Here is a 21,008-nt window from a genome sequence, read left to right as displayed (position 1 = left end):
ACGATTAGGATGCTCTAAAAGTTTAATTCTTGCGTGAGAATTTTGTAAAAAATTGATTGCGAGGCGGAAAACTTCTGGATTGAAAGGTTATCCGACTGGCTAATAGTGATTATAGATTGAAATAAACTAGTGAAAGGAAATACTGGAAATAAAAAAGACCCCGGGATTACCGAGGTCTTGGGACTTAGCTCTTAAAGTCTAGCTTCTGTATTAAGCGTCTTTCTTAGCCATTCTGTTTCGCTCGTTTTCATCCAAATAGATTTTTCTCATTCGGATACTTTTTGGAGTGATCTCCAGATATTCATCTTTTTGGATATACTCCATGGATTCTTCCAAAGAGAATCGCTTTGGTGGAGCAATACGCGTATTGTCATCAGAGCCAGAAGCTCTCATGTTCGTAAGTTTCTTGCCTTTCTGCACATTCACCACGATGTCATTGTCACGGGAATGCTCTCCAATTACCTGACCCGTGTAAAGGTCTTCTCCTGGCTCTACGAAGAAAACACCTCTATCTTGGAGTTTATCAATGGCATAAGCGGTACATGGTCCACCTTCCATAGAAATCAAGGAACCATTGATTCTTCCCGGAATTGTACCTTTGAATGGTTCGTATGCTGAAAATCTATGGTTCATAATCGCTTCACCCTGAGTTGCGGTCAAGACATTATTTCTCAAACCAATCAAACCTCTGGAAGGAATCTTAAACTCTAGGTGTTGTAAGTCGCCTTTTGGCTCCATGATCAGCAATTCACCTTTTCTTTGAGTAGCCAGTTCGATGACTTTACCGGCAGTTTCCTGAGGCACGTCAACTACCAATGTTTCGATGGGCTCACACTGTACGCCGTCAATCTCTTTATAAATCACCTGTGGTTGACCTACCTGCAATTCGTATCCTTCCCGACGCATCGTTTCGATCAAGACGGACAAGTGGAGAATTCCTCTTCCGTAGACCAAGAATTTATCTTCCGAATCAGTGGATTCTACACGAAGGGCCAGGTTTTTCTCCATTTCCTTCATCAATCGATCTCTCAGGTGACGGGAAGTCACAAACTTTCCTTCTTTTCCGAAGAATGGAGAGTTGTTGATCGTGAAGAGCATATTCATCGTAGGCTCATCTATGGAAATTCGTGGAAGTGGCTCTGGATTTTCAACATCAGCTACTGTATCTCCAATTTCGAAGTCTTCCAAACCGGTAATGGCACAGATATCACCGGCCTGAACGGTTTGCACTTTATTTTTACCAAGTCCTTCAAAAGTATGAAGTTCCTTCACACGCATTTTCTTGATGCTTCCATCAGCCTTGCAAAGGGCAATCTGCTGGTTTTCTGAAACAGTGCCTCTTTTCACTCTACCGATGGCGATACGGCCTACAAAGTTGGAGTAATCCAAAGAGGTAATCTGCATTTGAAGTGTTCCTTCATCAATTTTGGGAGCTGGGATATGTTCCAAAATTGCATCCAGCAAAGGAAGAATAGAATCAGTTGGGTTTTTCCAATCCGGTCCCATCCAGTTTTGCTTGGCGGATCCATATAATGTTTGGAATTCCAACTGCTCTTCTGTAGCGTCCAAGTTGAACATCAACTCAAATACGGCTTCATGCACCTCATCCGGTCTACAGTTTTCCTTATCCACTTTATTGACCACTACAATAGGAGTAAGTCCCAGAGATAGTGCTTTACCCAATACAAATCGGGTTTGAGGCATAGGTCCTTCGAAAGCATCCACTAGTAGGATTACTCCGTCAGCCATTTTCAAAACTCGTTCTACCTCACCTCCAAAGTCGGCGTGACCAGGAGTGTCAATGATATTGATTTTGGTGTCTTTGTATCGTACCGATACATTTTTGGAAAGAATGGTTATACCTCTTTCACGCTCCAAATCATTGTTGTCCAGAATCAAGTCGTCAAACTGCTGATTCTCTCTGAAGATTTTGGAAGCGTGGATGATTTTGTCCACGAGGGTAGTTTTCCCGTGGTCAACGTGTGCGATAATCGCGATATTTCTGATATCCTGCATGATCTGCGTTTTTCAAGCCGCAAAGGTAGGGAAAAATAATGGGATCAAGGTTATGAGTAGATGAAGTTAAATGAGATGGGAGAGAATAGAGCGGAGAAGTGAGATATTTGATGCGTGAGGCTAGAGTTTAGAAGCGAGAAGCTAGCGGTCAGAAGAGTGGAAATAGATACTAGAATCGAGAGATTAGAAGTTCTAAACTAGATAAGAGACCAAGGGGTTTGGGTTAAAAAAATATTCTTGGTGAACTTTTAACCTGGAATTTCAATAACATACTAGTATTGTCACCTTTTTCATTTTAAACTATTTTCATCAAATGGATTACCAAGAACTCATAGAAGAAGTTTATCAAGAAGTACAGGAAGAGAATCTCAGAGGAAAAGTTGCGAATTATATCCCGGAGCTGGCCACTGTGGATCCCCATCAATTTGGGATTGCCTTAGTAGACCTCAAAGGGAATGTATATGGTGTGGGTGATTATCAAAATCCTTTTTCAATTCAAAGTATCAGTAAGGTGCATACCTTAACCATGGTTTTCCCAAAATTTGATACGCAGCTTTGGTCTCGAGTTAATGTGGAACCTAGCGGTAACCCATTCAACTCCATTGCTCAGCTGGAATATGAAAAGGGTATCCCTCGAAATCCCTTTATAAATGCAGGTGCTTTGGTAATCACGGATGCGCTTTGCAGTAAATTTGAAAAGCCTGTCTCGCAGATATCTGATTTCATCAATGAATTGGCAGGTGAAAACTGTGTTGAGATCAATCAGGCTGTCATGAAATCTGAAAAGAATCATGCCGCAAGAAATACCGCTCTTGCCTACTTTCTCAAATCCTACAAAAACTTTGATAATTCGATTGATGAAGTATTGGACGTTTATTTTTCCCACTGCGCTATGGAAATGAATTGTGTTGACTTAGCCAAATCTTTCTCGTTTTTAGCTAATGATGGATATTCCATTTTTGCCAACAAGGAAATTTTGACCGAGAGTCATGCCCGAAGAGTCAATGCGATCATGTTGACCTGTGGATTCTACGATGAGGCAGGAGAGTTTGCCTACAGAGTGGGATTACCTGGAAAGAGTGGGGTAGGAGGTGGAGTAGCTGCCGTGATGCCCCATAAGTTCAGTATTGCAGTCTGGAGTCCTGAATTGAACGAGAAGGGAAATTCTGTAAAGGCGATTCGAGCTTTGGAATTGTTGACAAATAAGTTATCCTTCTCGCTATTTTGAATTCGAAGCCAGGTTTTCTATTCAAATAGTCCTTAAACCCGAAATATGCAGTAGACTACTTATTACGAGTCCAAACCGCTTCAAAATCAATCGCTTTGCTGTATTTAGCTCAATCACCGTAGCGGTGCTATGCTTCATTCTCCGCCTCAGGCGGATTGATTTTATTGCGATTTGACCTCTCACTACAGATTCTAATGCATAATCCGGGTTAAAGTATGCTAGATATCTTCTTTTGCGATTTTTGAATGCAAGTCAAAAAGTAAAGGCAAGGTAGCAGATCCATACCATTCCTTAAGTTCCATTTTCAGTACACCAGCCTTGATAGAAGGGTCGGATTCCGTTAATGCCTGTGCCTCTTCTATACTCTGCACATCAAAAAAGAAGAGCCCTCTCAAATCCTCATTTCCGAAGAATGGGCCTGCTAAAACCATTTTGCCTTCTTCAGCCAACCTTGAAATATTGGCCATGTGTCCTTTTTGCAGCTCAGCTCTTTCTTCAGCGCTATATTCATTGACCCGATCTCCCCGATATAGGAAAGCGATGACATATTTCTTCATACCATAGGGATCAGCTCCTACTTTGTCTGCCAGCTCCTGATCAAATTTCTCCTGAGCCTGACTCAATCCGCTAATAACAAATAAAAGAGCCAAGGTGATGATGATATTTTTCATAGTGAGTTTTCTTAATATAGAATCAAAGCAACTGTATCTGACTTGGTCCTGAGCTTTAGCCATTCGATAAATTTATCCCTTTCAGCTCTTGGAGGCTTAGGAACAAACTCAGCATAGGCGACCAATAAGGTATCTGCTTTCTTTTTTTCCAGATCGGTTACTAAAGAACGGTTCAAAGTGAATTTACGAAGATTCGGATGATTGATTTTTGCCTCCTGGGCAATTTCTCCTCCGAGTGCTCTTACCTGCGCATAATTGGCAACTTCATTTTCCAGAATAGCGATACGCTGGTCCTTGTCTTGGATGACTTGTTCATTTCGCTCGTAAAGATCTTTAAGGATATCTGATCGAAGTACGTTGAGGTCTGTTCCTCCATTTCCACTTTGATGGATGACCACTTCCGTCTGATCCAAACCATACTCTTTAGCTTTTTCCTTGGTGATTTCTATCAGGTCGGAGTCTAGTTCTTCTCCAATCAGATTTACCTGAATTCTTCTTGGCTCTGTGGAGTAATCAAAGTCCGAATTTAATATCTGAGTCCTCGGAAAAACCATTTCAATTTTAACATACCTCTTAGCTTGCTCTTCCCAAATCGAACGAAGCACAATGCCATAAGCCAAGTAAATAGAAGGTACTATGGTGATGATGGTAAAGATGGTGATATAGGTCTGAACCTGCTTCTCTTTTTTATGATCCAAGAATTCTTTCTTGGGGTATTTCATAAATCGAACGATCAGATAAGTTGAAAGGCTGATGAAAACTGAGTTGATAAAAAAGAGGTAAAATGCTCCGAAGAAATAATAGAAATTGAAGGTCGCTAAACCATAGCCGGCAGTACACAAAGGAGGCATCAAAGCGGTAGCAATTGCCACCCCTGGAATCGCATTACTCTTCTCTTTTCTGGAGCCTGCCACAATTCCGGCGAGACCTCCAAACAGAGCGATCAACACATCCCAAACTGTGGGTTCGGTACGAGCCAAAAGTTCGGACTGAGGACCATCAAGAGGGGAGAAGTAAAAGTAAATTGTAGAGGTTAAAATGGAGATGAAAACTGCTACTCCAAGATTCCTCAAAGAGCGTTTCAAAAGTTCAAAATCATTGATCCCTGCTGCCATCCCAATACCCATGATTGGACCCATCAATGGAGAGATCAACATGGCTCCAATGATGACCGCGGTAGAGTTGACATTCAGACCTACAGAGGCCACGAAAATGGCGAAGATCAGAATCCATAAATTGGCTCCTTTGAAGTCCACATTTTTGCGAACATACTCGATAGTTTCTAGCTCGTCTTCCTTCCCTTCATGTAGATCAAATCGATCTTTCAAGTAGAGCAAAAATCGGATAAACTGATTCCTTTTTCTTGGCTTAGGAGGGGTTGATGTCATACAGTTGAATTGAAAATCAATGGCCCAAAATAAGTATTAAAAGGCTATTTATTGATCCATAGGTCAAAAATATAGCTGGCTCGATCCTTGAGTAATGGATTACGGATAGAAAAGATTCAGAGTATCTAACCTCAAAAAAATCATTAATTCATTACTTCTTATTTGGTATCTTAAATAATTGATTTATAATTAAATATAAGATATTTAGCCCCGATATAATTAAGTTAGGCTAAATTTTTTAGATTTAACTAAAAATATGAAAACTTCATTTATTGACGTTTTTTGAGGAATTAGCTATAATTTTAGGAATTGATTTTGGTTCTTGGAGTCCACGTCACGTCAAGCTTAGATTTAGAAAGTAAAAAGTATTCATGGCATCAATTATTTATTTAGACGACGATTTGATTCAGCATATGCTGATGAAAAAACTTTTAAAAATACACATCCCCGGAAGCATTACAGAGTTCTTTCATGAGCCTGAAAAACTCAAAGTTTGGCTTCAGGAAAACAAGGCAGATTTGATACTTTCTGATCTGAATTTGGAGGGAGAATCCGGTTGGGATTTAGTGGAAGATTTTACCAAAATTTCTGACGCTCCTATCGTATTTATAACGGGGCATGCGTCCCCTGATGACAAGAAAAAAGTGAAGAATTTTCCTCAGGTAAAACAGCTTTTGGAGAAACCTTTGGAGAAGGGGGATTGGGAAAAAATAGCGGGCTTGATTTGATCATTTTAAAGGGGGATTATCCTCTGGGCTTCGATTTTTTTAAACCTAAATCTGAACCCTTTTTCATCACCGTAAATTACCTTTCAAAACCACTAAATGGATAAGAAAAAGTTAGAAGGAATCCCTTTAGAATATTTTGACTAATTTCGGGCATTCGAAGAGAAACTATGGCTGAAAAATCAGATGAAAGAAAGCCTTTGCTTTCGAAGAAAATAGATAAGTTTTTTACGGGTCTGGCAGACGCCTGGAATTTCGTTAGGCGATTTTTTCAGGAAGTGTTTTTGCCACCCTATGAATTCAAAGAGGTAGTCCATCAATGTTACAGAATTGGAGTTGAGTCATTGCCTTTGATCTCCTTGACAGGGTTTATAGTTGGGATTGTTTTTACCAATCAATCCCGGCCTTCTCTGACAGAATTTGGAGCTGCATCTTGGCTTCCTTCTTTGATATCTATCGCAGTGGTGAGAGCGATGGGGCCTCTCGTTACAGCCTTGATTGCTGCAGGAAAAGTGGGTTCCAGTATTGGAGCCGAAATAGGTTCCATGAAAGTTACCGAGCAGATAGATGCGATGGAAGTTTCTGCAACCAACCCTTTCAAATTTTTGGTTGTTACACGGGTATTAGCTACCACGTTTATGATTCCAATTCTTGTCATGTACACAGATTTTGTGGCACTGATTGGGTCTTTCCTGAATGTGAATTCCAATGAATTGGTCAGTCTATCTACCTTCTTTGTCCAGGTATTTGAATCTATTTCATTCTTGGATATCTGGTCCTCTGTTCTCAAATCCCTGCTCTTTGGTTTTACCATTGGCATAGTGGGATGCTACAAAGGTTACAATTCATCGAAAGGAACAGAAGGTGTAGGTAGAGCTGCAAACTCAGCGGTGGTTATCTCTATGTTCCTGATCTTTATTGAAGAGCTATTGGTTCTTCAAATCGTAAACGCAATTAGAGGAATGTAATCATGGCAGAAAAGGTTGTTGAAATAAGAGGATTAAAAAAGTCTTTTGGAGATCTGAAAGTACTTCAGGGAGTTGATTTAGACTTGTTCAAGGAAGAGAACTTGGTGGTTTTGGGTAAATCAGGCTCTGGCAAATCTGTATTGATCAAAATTATGGTGGGCTTGCTCAAGCAGGATGCGGGGACCATGCATGTTTTTGGGAAAGAGGTTTCGCAATTGAATTCCAAGCAACTGAATGAATTAAGGCTAAAAATTGGCTTTTCTTTTCAAAATTCGGCCTTGTACGATAGTATGACAGTTAAGGAAAACTTGGAATTTCCATTAGTTAGGAATGTGAAAAACCTGACTAAAGGGGAAATACAGAAGAAAATTGAAGGTTTGTTGGATTCAGTGGGTTTGCCACAGACTATCAACCAAATGCCTTCAGAATTATCCGGAGGTCAAAAGAAACGAATTGGGGTAGCCCGTACCTTGATATTGGACCCTGAAATCATGTTATATGATGAGCCTACAGCAGGTTTGGATCCCATTACCTGTATGGATATCAATAATTTGATCAATGAAGTGAGGGAACAATTTAAAACCACATCCATTGTTATTACGCACGATTTGACCTGTGCTAAAGTAACCGGTGATAGAATGGCCGTATTATTGGACGGTCAATTTAAAGCTGTCGGTACTTTTAATGAAGTGTTTGCTGATGCAGACGACCAACGAGTGAAATCATTCTACGATTATAATTTTATAGAATCATGAGAGGTGAAAACAAGAGATCAGTCATTGTAGGCATTTTTGTCTTTTTGGGGATCGCCATATTGGTAGCCGGGGTATTGACACTGGGTGGCCAGCAAAAGAAATTTGTAAAAGCAATTCATCTGAAGGCTGTTTTCGATGATATCGGAGGCCTTCAGACTGGAAATAATATCTGGTTTTCAGGGGTGAAGATAGGAACAGTACGCAAGATCAATTTCTACGGAGATTCTCAGGTGGAGATTGAGATGAATGTAGAAAAATCAGTGGCTGAGTTTATCCGTAAGGATTCTAAGGCTACCATCAGTTCAGATGGTTTAATCGGTAACAAAATCATCGTGATCTACGGTGGAACTACTCTAGCGCCTCCTGTAGAGGACGGGGATAGACTAGAGGCTGTAATGCCTTTAGATACTGATAAAATGATGGAAACCCTTCAGGAAAACAATAAAAACCTAGTGGATATCACCAATGATCTTAAATTGCTCACCGGCAAATTAGCTAACGGTGAAGGAATAGTGGGAGCGGTGATGACTGACTCGGTTTTGGCGGATAATTTCCGTTCTATTCTTTCCAATTTAAATAGAGCCTCAATCAACAGTAATAAAATGTTGACTGACTTGACAAAGTTTTCTTCTAAACTGAATGCCGAAGGAAGTTTATTCAATGATTTGGCAACAGATACCACGATGGTAACTGACTTGAAAGCAACCTTGGAAAGCTTCAGATCCTCAGCAGACAATACTGAGGCGCTAACTGCTAAACTGAATGAAATCACGGCTAAACTGGATGATCCAAACAATTCCTTGGGGCTATTGCTGAATGATCCGGAGTTTGCTCAAACCTTGAAAAGCACATTGGAGAATACGGATTCTGCGACTTATAATCTGAATCGAGGACTTGAAGCCCTAGAATATACCTGGCCATTCCGAAAAGGATTCAAGCGAAAAGCCAAAGCCGAAGAAGGAGGAAATTAAACTCAATCAAGCCCGTTGGAAATTTTCTGCCGGGCTTCTTTTTTTTCATCCCCGTTGGCCTGAAGGGTATCGGTCGTGTTTCTTTTTGTCAAGACTGCCTTCAAACTGATCGGAAAATGATCTGAGCCTATCCCTGACAAGACTTTAAGCTCAGAAAGGCCAAACTCCTTGGATAAAAAGATGTGGTCAAGAGGCCACCTAAAAACGGGTATTTTCGCGTGAAAAGTATTAAAGGTACCACGCCCCCTTCTGGGATCAGCCATTTCAGATATTTTTAGAAATAGTTCAGTAGTATAACTCCAAGCCACATCGTTCAAATCTCCGATTACCAAAGAAGGAAGTGGGTTTGCTTTGGATTTTTTCCCGACTATAAGTATTTCAGCATCTCTTTCAGTGCTAACCGAATTTTCTCCAGGTACGGGCGGAGTAGGGTGAATGGCATAAAGGGTGATTTTTTGACCATCGTTCAAGATAATATCCAGCTCTAAGGATGGAATTTCAGAATCAATCAGATAATGGGTTTCTTTTCTGTCGATTTTAAGGTTGGTATACAAAAGCAGTCCATAGGTGTTGTCAAGGGGTATTTTAATGCATTCCGAATATTTAAATTCCAATTCCTTCATTGCATCAGCCCAAGCTTGATCAGTTTCTACCATAAATACTAAATCCGGATTTTCCTTTGCTACCAGACGAAGCATTTTATGATACTTCCTATTGTATTGATATACATTAGCCACTATCAAATGAATACCTGAACCCTGGTCAAAATTTACTTTTTGAATCATTTTCTTTCCCAGTGGTGTGAAGGGAATAACTTTTCGGATCAGGAAAGCTTCGCAGACAATTAATAGACTCATCCAAATCCAAAACTCAACCTTGAATTGAGAAGAGAAAGAAATCCATCCTATTAAAAGTAAAAGGTTGATCAGGAACTTCTGGATTCTGGGGTAATCAAAAACCCGAATCCACCAATTGTCCCATTTAATCAGAGGAAGGAAGGTGGCAAGGATAAAGAAACCACTAAAAATTCGCAGTAAAATCATGATGAATAAGAGGGAAATAATGTTGAATGTAGAATTTTTAGCAAGGAAATGTTCTTTAAATTCTCAAAAAATAAATACCTTTTACCTATGTAGGGAATCCAAATGCCCTAATTCTGGTTAGTTTACTAGAAATTGTTTTATACTCTAACACCTTTTTACCATGAATTTAGATCCATTTAAAATCAAATCCCAACTTAAAACCTCAAGCGGAGAATATACCTATTGGAGTTTGGAAAAGTTGGAAGCGGCTGGCAAGAAAGTAAAACACCTACCTTTTTCCATCCGAATCTTATTGGAAAATGCCCTTCGAAACTTCGATAATTTCGCAATTACACCTGAGCATTTAGAAACTATTTTAAACTGGTCTCCCAGCCCATCGGATAAAGATATTCCCTACAAACCTGCCCGTGTGTTGATGCAGGATTTTACAGGAGTTCCGGCTGTAGTAGATATAGCATCATTGAGGTCAGAAGCTAAAAGAAAAGGGAAAGATCCTTCTAAAATCAATCCGCTGATTCCGGTGGATTTGGTAATCGACCACTCTGTCCAGGTTGATTTTTTTGGTACCAATTATAGCTACCAGAAAAACGTGGAGGTTGAATATGAGCGGAATCGAGAAAGATATCAGTTCCTCAAGTGGGCTCAAAAATCCTTTAATAATTTCTCCGTAGTACCTCCTGGAATGGGAATTTGTCATCAGGTAAATCTGGAATACCTCGCTCAAGGTGTAATTACCAGGGATGGAAATGCTTTTCCTGATACTTTGGTGGGAACAGACTCGCATACTCCAATGGTCAATGGCATAGGTGTCGTTGGATGGGGTGTTGGTGGAATCGAAGCGGAAGCAGCTCTTTTAGGACAACCGATTTATTTCATCATGCCTGAAGTGGTTGGATTGAAATTGACAGGAAAGTTACCTGCAGGAACCACCGCTACAGATATGGTATTGACTATTACAGAATTGCTAAGAAAGCATGGAGTGGTAGGAAAGTTTGTCGAAGTCTTCGGTCCAGGATTGGATCACCTTTCTGTGCCTGACAGAGCTACTATTTCAAATATGTCTCCTGAATTTGGTTGTACTGTGACCTATTTCCCTATCGATGATAGAACCTTGGATTACATGGGCAAAACCAATAGAAGTGAGGAGCAGATCAAATTGGTGGAAGACTACTGCAAAGCAAACTTGCTTTGGAGAAAAGAAGAAGATTTGATTCAGTACTCGTCTTTGGTCGAATTGGATTTGGGCACAGTTGAAGCTACTGTATCAGGTCCAAAAAGACCTCAGGATAAAATCCTAGTAAGAGATTTTAAGCCCAAATTTCAGGAATTACTAAAATCTGCTCACGGAAGAGAATACATTCCAATAGATAAACGTGAAGTATCCCGATGGTATGCAGAGGGAGGAGGACAAACTGGAGCAGAAAACACGGCAGTCCAAACAGACGTGAATTATGAGACTAAAGTAAAAAATGGCCTCAAAACTGTCACAGTAGATCTTCACAATGAAAAATTCGAGCTATATGACGGTTCAATTGTTATTGCAGCAATAACCTCCTGTACTAATACATCCAACCCTTCGGTAATGCTGGGGGCGGGTTTGGTTGCCAGAAAAGCTAGAGAAAAAGGCTTAGACGTCAAGCCTTGGGTCAAAACTTCCCTAGCTCCAGGGTCTAAGGTTGTGACTGACTATTTGGAAAAAGCAGGGCTGATGGATGATTTAGAAGCCTTGAAATTTCACACAGTAGGTTATGGCTGTACTTCCTGTATCGGTAACTCCGGACCACTTCCTCGCCATATCGCAGCTGCAGTGGAGGATAATGATCTGATAGTGGCATCGGTTCTTTCCGGTAATAGAAATTTTGAAGCTCGAGTTCACCCTCAAGTGAAAATGAATTACCTCATGTCTCCAATGCTAGTGGTGGTTTATGCTTTGACTGGTCGCGTGGATGTGGACTTATATAATGAACCCGTAGGTTATGATCCAAACTTAGAGCCGGTTTACTTAAAGGATATCTGGCCTAGTCAGGAGGAGATAGACGAAATTGCAAGACAAGTGCTTTCTCCTGGCGATTACCAGAAAAGTTATGGAGAAATTTTTGAAGGAAATGATATCTGGAAAAAACTGGAATCCGGGGAAGGGGAGATTTACCCATGGGACGATGAGTCCACCTATATCAAGGAAGCTCCTTTCTTCAAAGGTATTTCAGTGGATGTGCCAGAACCAAAGGATATCAATGGAGCCCATGTTTTACTCAAGTTAGGAGATTCTATTACCACAGACCATATTTCTCCGGCAGGTTCTTTTAGAGAAAATTCTCCGGCAGGAAAATACCTTATCAATAGGGGCGTTCAAAGGCCTGATTTTAATTCTTATGGATCACGACGTGGAAATGATGAGGTGATGGTGAGAGGAACCTTTGCCAATGTCAGAATCAAAAACCAATTAGCTACTCAGGAAGGTGGTTTTACCACATATATTCCAAGTGGTGAGGAGATGAGTGTATTTGAAGCATCCACTCAATACCAATCTGCCGGAATTCCATTGATTGTGTTGGCAGGAAAAGAATATGGCTCCGGTTCTTCCAGAGACTGGGCTGCCAAAGGGACTAATTTATTGGGAATCAAGGCAGTCATTGCAGAAAGCTACGAAAGAATCCACCGCTCTAATCTAGTAGGGATGGGAGTAATGCCATTACAGTTTCTAGATGGAGAAAATGCCTCTTCACTGGGATTAAGCGGGAAAGAGCAGTTTACCATTTCAGGAATTGAAGCAGGGTTGACCCCGGGTCAAGAGCTTGATGTTATTGCAAAATCTGACGAGGGTGAGAAAAAATTCAAAGTTAAGTCTAGGTTAGATTCAGAAGTTGAAATCGCTTACTACAAACATGGCGGTATCTTGAATTATGTACTTCGAGATTTTCTGAAGAGTTAAATAATAATGTGGATATCCGCTTTCCTACCAGTATTGACAAAAATCTGGTTTATTGTCTGCTGAAAGGATCAGAATCCGGAAGCTTCGCCGGCCGTGGCTGGGTCCTCGGTCCTCGGTCTTCCAACAGTCAAGCAAGGAAAATAAAGTAACTGGCATGATTGCGGATAATCAGAAATAATAAATAAGCAATTCTCCTGTAGAAATTCTTCAATAGGAGCCTATCAACCTCTGGCGAGTGTCGAAATTTCCTGATACCTAAAAGGAAATTTCGACTTCGCTCAGTTTGGTAAATGTGCTTTTTTGTCAGATTAAATTATTTAGGCCTAAGGCTAATTTAACGGATAAACTGAAGTGGGATATAGAGCCATTTTTCAATTGGATTTCCAAAAGGGTCAAGGGCGGGCAGATAATTATCACCCCATTTTAAGATGAGTTCTAAGGCTTTTTGCTCAAAATAATCCTCCACTTGGTGAGGGTTTGCAACTTCAATTTCTTTTCTATTGCCATTCTCATCAATTAAAACCGCTATTAAGGCATATTGAAAATCCTCCTTGATTCTCATCCCGTTTACCTTGAAATTGCGGTTGAAAAATTTACCCCATTCTTCTTTTGAAGCATTCAATTGAGGATTGAAATTGTTTTTCTCCAATTGATGAGGTGAATTTTCCCCATTTCGTATCACCCGGTAATTTCCGTTTCCTTCATAAATTGATTGAGCGACTTGTTTTCCATCGAAATAATAAGTTGTGATAGAAAGTTGATTTTCTAAGTTTTGGATTTGGAGTGAAAACAAATCTCCAAGGCTGTCATATTCTTGAACAGTTTTTTCCCGATAGCCTCCTTCAGGATTAATTCCGATAGTTTCCTTTTTGATTAAGCGGTTTAATAAATCGTAATACCGGATGATTTTCAGACTATCGCTTACCTCAGTACTGATTTTCAAAAATGCGATGTTAACTGAATCTTCTGGGGCTATATTGATAAAATGCCGATTTAATGGCTCGATTGTTCTTGTTTGTGCCTGAACAGCAGCAGCGTTCAATAATAAGCTGCTTACTAGGAGAAAAGCTTGAAAATAAAGAGATATTTTAAATAACATGAGTAGACTTTGAATACTAAACATCTAAGTAAAAAGGTTTTTCTCTTGAAGCAAAATCCAAGCAGTTCTTTTCCTATCGGGGATTAATCTTAATTTTGTTCCTCATTCCTAAAAACCTATACATGAAGGCAATCAACCCAACCTCCACTTCAGCTTGGAGGAGACTACTTGAATTAGCTACCAAATACAAAACACTTCAGATCCAATCTCTTTTTGAAGAAAGGGGTCGCTTTGATAGATATAGTATTTCTTTGGAAGATATCCTTGTTGATTTTTCAAAAAACCGCGTAAATGACGAAATCAGAAACGCTTTATTGGATTTAGCAAAAGAAACTGAGCTTCGTCAAGCCATTGAGGCAATGTTTAGCGGGCAACCTATCAATGAAACTGAAAACAGGGCTGTTTTGCATACTGCCTTGAGAAATCGTTCTAATCGGCCTGTTACTGTTGACGGCAAAGATGTTATGCCAGATGTAAATGCTGTTCTGGAAAAAATGAAATCCTTTGCTGATAAAGTCAATCAAGGAAACTGGTTAGGCTATACGGGTAAGCCCATCAAAAGCTTGGTTAATATTGGAATCGGAGGCTCTGACCTCGGGCCTGTAATGGTAACTGAGGCATTAAAGCCATACCAAGCCGAAAACCTGGAAATCTTCTTTGTATCTAACGTGGATGGAACTCACATTGCCGAGACTTTGAAGAAAGTTGATCCTGAAACTACCCTATTCTTTATAGCTTCCAAGACCTTCACTACTCAGGAAACCATGACCAATGCGCATTCTGCAAGGAATTGGTTTTTGGATCATGCCAAGGACGAGTCTGCTGTTGCGAAGCATTTTGTGGCTCTATCCACCAACCTCAAAGGAGTTGAGGCTTTCGGAATTGACCCCGCCAATATGTTTGAGTTTTGGGATTGGGTAGGAGGAAGGTACTCACTGTGGTCTGCCATCGGTCTGCCTATTGCCTGCGCTATAGGATTTGAAAATTTTGAAAAGTTACTTTCCGGGGCTTATGCCATGGATGAGCATTTTCGTACTTCAGAGTATGATCAAAATATTCCGATACTTCTCGCTTTAATCGGAATTTGGAATACCAATTTCTTAGGAGCTGCATCTGAGGCTATTTTGCCTTATGATCAATATTTACATCGCTTTGCAGCATACTTCCAGCAAGGCAATATGGAAAGCAATGGAAAATATGTGTCAAGATCAGGTGAGAAAGTAAATTATTCTACTGGCCCAATTATTTGGGGAGAGCCAGGAACCAATGGTCAGCATGCTTTCTATCAACTTATCCATCAAGGAACTCAGTTGATCCCTTGTGACTTCATAGCTCCGGCTAAATCTCATAATCCTCTTGGAGATCATCATCCAAAACTGCTATCTAATTTCTTCGCCCAAACCGAAGCTTTAATGAAAGGAAAGTCTTTGGAAGAAGTAAGAAGTGAAATGAATAAGGCGGGTAAATCCGTGGAGGAAATTGATAAAATAGCCCCTCACAGAGTATTCGAAGGAAATAGGCCTACCAACTCTATTTTGGTCAAGCAAATTACTCCATATACTCTCGGAATGCTGATTGCCATGTATGAGCATAAGATCTTTGTTCAGGGAGCGATCTGGAACATTTTCAGTTTTGATCAATGGGGGGTTGAGCTAGGAAAAGTTCTAGCAAATGGAATTCTTCCAGAATTACAAAATGAAGAAAAAATCACCACTCACGATGGATCAACTAATGGCTTGATCAATGCTTATAAAAAGATGAGGAATTAAAAAGAATGGCCTCCAGGTGGAGGCCATTTTCATTTTAAAATTTTGATTCCTGCTGACTCAATCCCAGGTAAATTTTCCTGACGCATATATTGTAGCAATACGATTGATTTTGTTCCTTCCTTCAATTGGAAAGGCATGGTGTCAAACTTGGTATAAGTATTTCCAAAACCGCTTCCCAAGGGTTCGCCTGACTTGGAATCAAATAAGGGAATATTGATTAGGCGATTTTCTGTAATCTGACCGGTAGAATCCTTGGAGATTACCCTCATATAAAAGTTAGAGAAAGGGTAGTTTTCTGTAAACCGGATTCCAATGATTGGTTTTTTGTCCTGAATAGGTAAATCTCCGATTACAAAACTTAAGCTATCATATTGATTCCAGCCTGAAGTTTCATTGACAGAAATGTAATCTTCATATAGCCTGTCTCCAGAGCAGGAATATAGACAGAGGGATAAACCGAGAAAACAAAGAATTCGCAAGCTATTCATTACCCGAGTTGTTGTTTGGATTTTGGTTTTTTCTAGGTGGAAAGCGTCTCTTGTTTTCTTTTTTAGCAGGCCCTTGCTGGTTATTACCTGCTGGATTATCCGGCTTAGCTTGTGGATTAGCAGGATTGGGAGCCTGATTTTGTGGATTTCTAGGCTTCTTTCTATTCTTATTTCTTCTCTTTCTATTTTCTGGATTTCCCACATCCTGCTTAGGACCAGCCTCAGGATTTCTAGGTCCTTTGTTCCTGTTCTCCCGGTTTTCCGGTGCTTGTCTTGAACTTGCTGCTTGGGGATTATTAGAGGTTTGCTGTTCCCTGGTTCTATTTCTGGGTTTTTTCTTCTTTTTCTTCTTAGCAAATTTCTTATCCAACAACTCTAGCTCTCTGGTAGATTGAGCGGCTAAGTCTTCCAATTCAGAAGATTCATTGTACTGTAGATTGAAAACTTTGACGCCTTTTGCATTGAGTTCCTGAATCTCCTTCACTCTTTCACAAGTGATGCTATGCCAATCGTTATCGTTGTTGTAACTGAACCACATCAACTTCCTGAAAATATCTGTTTTCTGAAGTTTGGCGATACCGGCTTCAGTTTGAAGGGGTTTGTCTACCTCTGGGATATCCTTGATGGCATCCATATAGGTATCCAATTCGTAGTTTAAGCAGCATTTCAATCTTCCACATTGGCCGCTTAACTTGCTTGGGTTCAAAGAGAGATTTTGATATCTGGCTGCAGAGGTACTGACGTTCTTGAAGTCAACAAGCCAAGTAGAGCAGCAAAGTTCTCTACCACAAACTCCAATTCCTCCCAATCTGCCAGCCTCTTGTCTCAGACTGATCTGCCTCATTTCTACCCGGATTCTGAACTCACCCGCAAGAACTTTGATCAGTTCGCGGAAATCCACCCGTTCATCAGCGGAGTAATAAAAGGTAGCTTTGGAATTGTCTGCCTGATATTCTACATCAGACATTTTCATTTTGAGTCCTAACTCTTCAACAATTTGTCGGCATCGGTATAAAGTAGGAATCTCCCGATTCTTGGCTTCTTCCCATTTTTCAATATCCTTTTGGTTTGCAATCCGATAAATTCTTAGGATGTTATCATCGTCCCGAACTTTTCTTTTTTGCATTTGGAGGCGAACCAATTCCCCCTGCAGGGATACATAGCCAATATGATGTCCGCTGGGTACATCTACTACCACAGGATCACCTGTTGTTAAGCTTAAGTAGTCTACATTTCGAAAGTATTCCTTTCTACCGCCTTTAAACTTAACCTCAACAATATCAAAATTATCAACTTGAGGAATTCCCATATGGCTTAGCCAATCAAAGGAATTCATTTTATTACAATCGCTCGTTCCGCAGGTGCCGTTGTTTTGACAGCCTCCGGTACCTCCAGTAGAGGTGGAGCAGCTACTACATCCAGACATATATCTATAAAGGCTTTCGCCCTGAATTTTTGGGTTTATTTAATCAATTTGAGAATATCCTGACCAATATCCTTTCGGTAGTAGGATTTATTCCATTTGATTTGATTAACAGCATCATAAGAGTTTTTTAGAGCCGTTTCCAAATCTTTTCCTCTCCCAGTTACTGCTATTACTCTTCCTCCTTGGTTTACTAATTTGCCTTCTGAGTTACTTGAAGTTCCCGCATGGAAAATCGTAGCCCCTTCAACTGAAGCAGGAAGTGAAATTTCAAAACCTTTTTCGTAAGAACCCGGATATCCACCACTAACCATCACCACAGTAGTAGCGTAATCAGGAGAAATTGAAAGCTCATAATCCTTCAGGTTACCTGTCCCTATAGCCCAAAGTAATTCCAAGAAATCGCTTTCAATTCTTGGTAAAACAGCTTCTGTTTCAGGGTCACCCATCCTCACATTGTATTCAATTACATAGGGGTTTCCGTTTTTATTCATCAACCCAATGAATAAAAACCCTTTGTATGGAATATCTTCTGCTGCAAGACCGGCGACAGTTGGCTGAACGATCAGCTCTTCCACCTTATCCATGAAAGCTTTATCTGCGAAAACAACAGGAGTAACAGCTCCCATGCCACCGGTATTCAAACCAGTATCGCCTTCCCCAATTCTCTTGTAATCCTTTGCCTCGGGTAAGATTTTATAACTTTTGCCATCCGTGGCAACAAATACTGAAAGCTCTATTCCTGTTAGGAATTCTTCAATCACTACTTTGGAAGAGGCTTCGCCAAATTTTTGATCCTGAAGCATTTCCTTCAGAGAAGCCTTGGCATCTTCTAATGTCTCACAAATCAGTACACCTTTACCGGCTGCTAGACCATCAGCTTTGAGTACGATCGGAAGACTTTGCTTTTCTAAATATGCTAAACCTTCTTCCAACTGATGAACGGAAAAGGTTTCATAGGCAGCTGTAGGGATATTGTTCCGCTGCATGAAGCGCTTGGAAAAATCCTTACTACCTTCTAAAGTCGCACCTAATTGGGGAGGTCCGACTACAGGAATTGTTTTGGTCTCATCGAAGGACAGAAGATAATCTACCAAACCCTCCACTAAAGGAGCTTCTGGTCCGACTACTACCAAATCAATCTTTTTATCAAGGATAGCAGCCTTAATTGCTTCAAAATCTGTGACGCCTATGGAAAGGTTGATTGCTATTTCAGAAGTCCCGGCATTACCAGGTGCAACATAAAGCTGACTGCACTTTGGGCTTTGTACTATTTTCCAAGCAAAGGCATGTTCACGGCCTCCGCTACCCAATAGAAGTATATTCATTGAATTAATTCAGTTTAATTGGCATGCTCTGAGATAAACTTGATTCGATAAACACGGAGTTCGTCTTCCGCAAAATCCTCATCTTCAAGTTCGTCAAGCGCTGCCTTTATACTATCGTTTTCCGCATTCATAAAGTAATCATGGAGAATATCTTCTCTTTCCTCATCCATGATGTGATGAATGTAGTAATCGATATTTAGTTTAGTTCCGCTATAGATAATTTGCTCTATTTCCTGAAGCAACTCACCCATACTCATATTCAAATTTTCTGCGATTTCATCCAGATCAATCTTGCGGTCGATTTGCTGGATTATTGAAATCTTCACTTTTGACCTTGTTCCTGAGGATTTGACTACAACATCAGAAGCAGTTTCAATTTCATTTTCCTCTACATAGGAAGCGATCAATTTCAGAAAAGTTGACCCAAATTTAGCCACTTTTCCCATTCCTACCCCGTTGATTTGAGCTAATTCCTCTCGGGTGGTTGGATAAACTGTTGCCATTTCCTCCAAAGAAGGATCTTGGAAAATCACATAAGGTGGTAGGTCTTTTTGTCGTGCAACCTTTTTTCGCTCTGCTTTAAGTAGTTCAAACAGTTTTTCATCATACGCCACTCCGCCTGAGGAAACTTCTACCTCCGGTTGTTCATTTTCCAGCTCTTTTTCGAAGTCATGATCGAAATGCAATTGCACTGAGTAAGGCTCATTCAGAAACGCCTGACCTTTTTTAGTCAGTTTCAGGACCCCGTAATTCTCGATGTCTTTCTCCAAGAGGTTCATGACCAATGCCTGTCGGAAAACAGATGTCCAAAGCTTTTCTGTTTGGTCTTGTCCTTTTGCAAAGACTTCTAATTTATCGTGCTTATAGCTTGATACATAATCCGTTTTTTCGCCCATCAATACTTTGACCAAATGCTCCAATCCAAATCGCTGATTGGTAAGCTTGGTAGTTTGTAAGGCCAGGGTTAGAAAATCCATCCCCTCGAAAGTTTCTCTCACGCGCTTACAGTTATCGCAGAAACCACAGTCTTCCTCCATGGTTTCTCCAAAGTAGTTGAGGATAAATTTTCTGCGACAAACTCCTGTTTCTGCATAGGCTGCCATTTCCTGAAGCAGGACTTTTGCATTTTCTCTTTCTGTTACCGCTTTGTCTTTATTGAACTTATCCAGTTTCAGGATGTCCTCATATCGGTAAAACATGAGACAATGTCCTTCCAAACCATCTCTACCTGCACGGCCAGTTTCTTGATAATATCCCTCCAGAGACTTCGGTACATCGTAGTGGATGACATATCGCACGTCCGGTTTATCAATCCCCATTCCGAAAGCGATGGTTGCTACAATCACATCCAGTTCCTCATTGAGGAAATCATCTTGGTTTTTGATTCTGACCGATGAGTCCAAACCTGCATGGTAAGGAGCAGCGTTTATTTGATTTACTTTGAGGAGATCAGCTATTTCCTCCACCTTTTTTCGGCTAAGGCAATAGATTATACCTGATTTCCCCTTGTGGGATTTGATAAACTTGATAAGTTGTTTTTTGGACTCATTCTTTACTTTTGGCCTAACCTCATAAAATAGGTTGGTCCGATTGAATGAGGACTTAAACAAATCCGCCTCTTCCATCTGTAAATTTCGCTGAATGTCCTGCTGAACTTTAGGCGTAGCAGTGGCAGTCAATGCGATGATTGGCAGATTGGGAGCAATCTGAGCGACAATAGATTTGATCTTTCTGTATTCTGGGCGGAAATCATGTCCCCACTCAGAAATACAGTGAGCTTCATCAATGGCTACAAAACTCAAATGAGCTTCCTTCAAAAAGGCTATGTTCTCTTCTTTGGTCAATGACTCAGGAGCCACATATAGAAGCTTGGCATTTTTTTTCATCACCTCGGACTTTACCCGATTGGACTCTGATTTACTGAGTGTTGAATTCAGAAAATGCGCATTGATTCCAATTGCATTCAGTTGGTCAACCTGATTTTTCATCAAGGCAATCAGAGGAGAAATGACTATCGCGGTTCCTTCCTTCACCACGGCCGGTAATTGGTAGCACAGCGATTTACCGGCTCCGGTTGGCATGATGACAAAAGTATTACGCTGCTTGAGCAGGTTGTCAACTATGAGTTCCTGATTCCCTCGAAAATGACTGAATCCGAATATGTGTTTAAGATCTGCTTTTACTTTTTCTTCCACTTGAACAGG

Annotated in this window: 16 protein-coding genes; 7 read left to right on the top strand and 9 right to left on the bottom strand. The window is 40.4% G+C overall.

All coding sequences use genetic code 11. The features are described 5' to 3' along the window. Window positions 1-210: 210 nt before the first annotated feature. The gene (gene typA / locus FL972_RS15135) at window positions 211-2,016 is read right to left on the bottom strand and encodes a translational GTPase TypA (RefSeq protein ID WP_144606572.1); all 1,806 of its coding nucleotides are present in this window, start codon (window positions 2,014-2,016) and stop codon (window positions 211-213) included. Window positions 2,017-2,329: 313 nt separating this feature from the next. On the opposite strand from typA, the gene FL972_RS15130 reads away from it, so the two are divergent. Beyond that, window positions 2,330-3,244, top strand: coding sequence for a glutaminase (locus tag FL972_RS15130; protein WP_144606570.1), 915 nt, complete (start codon window positions 2,330-2,332; stop codon window positions 3,242-3,244). 218 nt (window positions 3,245-3,462) lie between these two features. On the opposite strand, the gene FL972_RS15125 is transcribed toward FL972_RS15130, so the two are convergent. After that, on the bottom strand, window positions 3,463-3,915 hold the full coding sequence (locus FL972_RS15125; protein WP_144606568.1) for a YciI family protein: 453 nt from the start codon (window positions 3,913-3,915) through the stop codon (window positions 3,463-3,465). An 11-nt stretch (window positions 3,916-3,926) separates the two neighbouring features. Beyond that, on the bottom strand, window positions 3,927-5,303 hold the full coding sequence (locus FL972_RS15120) for a TIGR00341 family protein (RefSeq protein WP_144606566.1): 1,377 nt from the start codon (window positions 5,301-5,303) through the stop codon (window positions 3,927-3,929). Window positions 5,304-5,674: 371 nt separating this feature from the next. On the opposite strand from FL972_RS15120, the gene FL972_RS15115 reads away from it, so the two are divergent. The 4 genes from FL972_RS15115 (at window position 5,675) to FL972_RS15100 (ending at window position 8,722) form a co-directional block, all read left to right on the top strand. Further along, window positions 5,675-6,031, top strand: a complete 357-nt coding sequence (locus tag FL972_RS15115; protein ID WP_144606564.1) for a response regulator — start codon at window positions 5,675-5,677, stop codon at window positions 6,029-6,031. A gap of 167 nt (window positions 6,032-6,198) precedes the next feature. Beyond that, the gene (locus FL972_RS15110) at window positions 6,199-6,996 is read left to right on the top strand and encodes an MlaE family ABC transporter permease (protein ID WP_144606562.1); all 798 of its coding nucleotides are present in this window, start codon (window positions 6,199-6,201) and stop codon (window positions 6,994-6,996) included. Window positions 6,997-6,998: 2 nt separating this feature from the next. Then, window positions 6,999-7,751, top strand: coding sequence for an ABC transporter ATP-binding protein (locus FL972_RS15105; protein WP_144606560.1), 753 nt, complete (start codon window positions 6,999-7,001; stop codon window positions 7,749-7,751). Then, window positions 7,748-8,722: an MlaD family protein gene (locus FL972_RS15100; RefSeq protein WP_144606558.1), complete on the top strand. Its 975-nt coding sequence runs from the start codon at window positions 7,748-7,750 to the stop codon at window positions 8,720-8,722. Before FL972_RS15105 ends, FL972_RS15100 begins: the two co-directional genes overlap by 4 nt. Window positions 8,723-8,724: 2 nt before the next feature. Here FL972_RS15100 and FL972_RS15095 read toward each other — a convergent pair whose 3' ends face one another. Further along, window positions 8,725-9,765, bottom strand: a complete 1,041-nt coding sequence (locus FL972_RS15095; protein WP_144606556.1) for an endonuclease/exonuclease/phosphatase family protein — start codon at window positions 9,763-9,765, stop codon at window positions 8,725-8,727. Window positions 9,766-9,925: 160 nt separating this feature from the next. On the opposite strand from FL972_RS15095, the gene acnA reads away from it, so the two are divergent. Beyond that, entirely contained in the window at window positions 9,926-12,697 is a 2,772-nt protein-coding gene (acnA, locus tag FL972_RS15090) for an aconitate hydratase AcnA (protein WP_144606554.1), read from the top strand. 334 nt (window positions 12,698-13,031) lie between these two features. Here acnA and FL972_RS15085 read toward each other — a convergent pair whose 3' ends face one another. After that, window positions 13,032-13,796, bottom strand: coding sequence for a hypothetical protein (locus FL972_RS15085; RefSeq protein ID WP_144606552.1), 765 nt, complete (start codon window positions 13,794-13,796; stop codon window positions 13,032-13,034). A gap of 122 nt (window positions 13,797-13,918) precedes the next feature. On the opposite strand from FL972_RS15085, the gene pgi reads away from it, so the two are divergent. Continuing rightward, complete coding sequence (gene pgi / locus FL972_RS15080; RefSeq protein WP_144606549.1) at window positions 13,919-15,565, top strand: glucose-6-phosphate isomerase; 1,647 nt, start codon at window positions 13,919-13,921, stop codon at window positions 15,563-15,565. A 29-nt stretch (window positions 15,566-15,594) separates the two neighbouring features. On the opposite strand, the gene FL972_RS15075 is transcribed toward pgi, so the two are convergent. The 4 genes from FL972_RS15075 to recQ are packed head-to-tail and all read right to left on the bottom strand — an operon-like array spanning window position 15,595 to window position 20,999. After that, window positions 15,595-16,053 (bottom strand): gliding motility lipoprotein GldH, encoded by a 459-nt coding sequence (locus FL972_RS15075; RefSeq protein ID WP_144606547.1) that lies wholly within the window; start codon window positions 16,051-16,053, stop codon window positions 15,595-15,597. Continuing rightward, complete coding sequence (gene ricT / locus FL972_RS15070; RefSeq protein ID WP_186300127.1) at window positions 16,046-17,479, bottom strand: regulatory iron-sulfur-containing complex subunit RicT; 1,434 nt, start codon at window positions 17,477-17,479, stop codon at window positions 16,046-16,048. Before ricT ends, FL972_RS15075 begins: the two co-directional genes overlap by 8 nt. A gap of 35 nt (window positions 17,480-17,514) precedes the next feature. Then, complete coding sequence (gene purD, locus FL972_RS15065; protein ID WP_144606543.1) at window positions 17,515-18,804, bottom strand: phosphoribosylamine--glycine ligase; 1,290 nt, start codon at window positions 18,802-18,804, stop codon at window positions 17,515-17,517. Window positions 18,805-18,818: 14 nt separating this feature from the next. Then, complete coding sequence (gene recQ / locus FL972_RS15060; RefSeq protein WP_144606696.1) at window positions 18,819-20,999, bottom strand: DNA helicase RecQ; 2,181 nt, start codon at window positions 20,997-20,999, stop codon at window positions 18,819-18,821. Between the last annotated feature and the right edge of the window lie 9 nt (window positions 21,000-21,008).

This window comes from Algoriphagus algorifonticola (assembly GCF_007655305.1).
GTDB classification, from domain to species: Bacteria; Bacteroidota; Bacteroidia; order Cytophagales; family Cyclobacteriaceae; genus Algoriphagus; species Algoriphagus algorifonticola.
This window is presented reverse-complemented; position numbering and strand designations above follow the sequence as displayed.

Bases quoted from the DNA above. Each gene is read 5' to 3' on its own strand.
- typA (WP_144606572.1), bottom strand. From the start codon at position 2,016: ATGCAGGATATCAGAAATATCGCGATTATCGCACACGTTGACCACGGG.
- FL972_RS15130 (WP_144606570.1), top strand. From the start codon at position 2,330: ATGGATTACCAAGAACTCATAGAAGAAGTTTATCAAGAAGTACAGGAA.
- FL972_RS15125 (WP_144606568.1), bottom strand. From the start codon at position 3,915: ATGAAAAATATCATCATCACCTTGGCTCTTTTATTTGTTATTAGCGGA.
- FL972_RS15120 (WP_144606566.1), bottom strand. From the start codon at position 5,303: ATGACATCAACCCCTCCTAAGCCAAGAAAAAGGAATCAGTTTATCCGA.
- FL972_RS15115 (WP_144606564.1), top strand. From the start codon at position 5,675: ATGGCATCAATTATTTATTTAGACGACGATTTGATTCAGCATATGCTG.
- FL972_RS15110 (WP_144606562.1), top strand. From the start codon at position 6,199: ATGGCTGAAAAATCAGATGAAAGAAAGCCTTTGCTTTCGAAGAAAATA.
- FL972_RS15105 (WP_144606560.1), top strand. From the start codon at position 6,999: ATGGCAGAAAAGGTTGTTGAAATAAGAGGATTAAAAAAGTCTTTTGGA.
- FL972_RS15100 (WP_144606558.1), top strand. From the start codon at position 7,748: ATGAGAGGTGAAAACAAGAGATCAGTCATTGTAGGCATTTTTGTCTTT.
- FL972_RS15095 (WP_144606556.1), bottom strand. From the start codon at position 9,765: ATGATTTTACTGCGAATTTTTAGTGGTTTCTTTATCCTTGCCACCTTC.
- acnA (WP_144606554.1), top strand. From the start codon at position 9,926: ATGAATTTAGATCCATTTAAAATCAAATCCCAACTTAAAACCTCAAGC.
- FL972_RS15085 (WP_144606552.1), bottom strand. From the start codon at position 13,796: ATGTTATTTAAAATATCTCTTTATTTTCAAGCTTTTCTCCTAGTAAGC.
- pgi (WP_144606549.1), top strand. From the start codon at position 13,919: ATGAAGGCAATCAACCCAACCTCCACTTCAGCTTGGAGGAGACTACTT.
- FL972_RS15075 (WP_144606547.1), bottom strand. From the start codon at position 16,053: ATGAATAGCTTGCGAATTCTTTGTTTTCTCGGTTTATCCCTCTGTCTA.
- ricT (WP_186300127.1), bottom strand. From the start codon at position 17,479: ATGTCTGGATGTAGTAGCTGCTCCACCTCTACTGGAGGTACCGGAGGC.
- purD (WP_144606543.1), bottom strand. From the start codon at position 18,804: ATGAATATACTTCTATTGGGTAGCGGAGGCCGTGAACATGCCTTTGCT.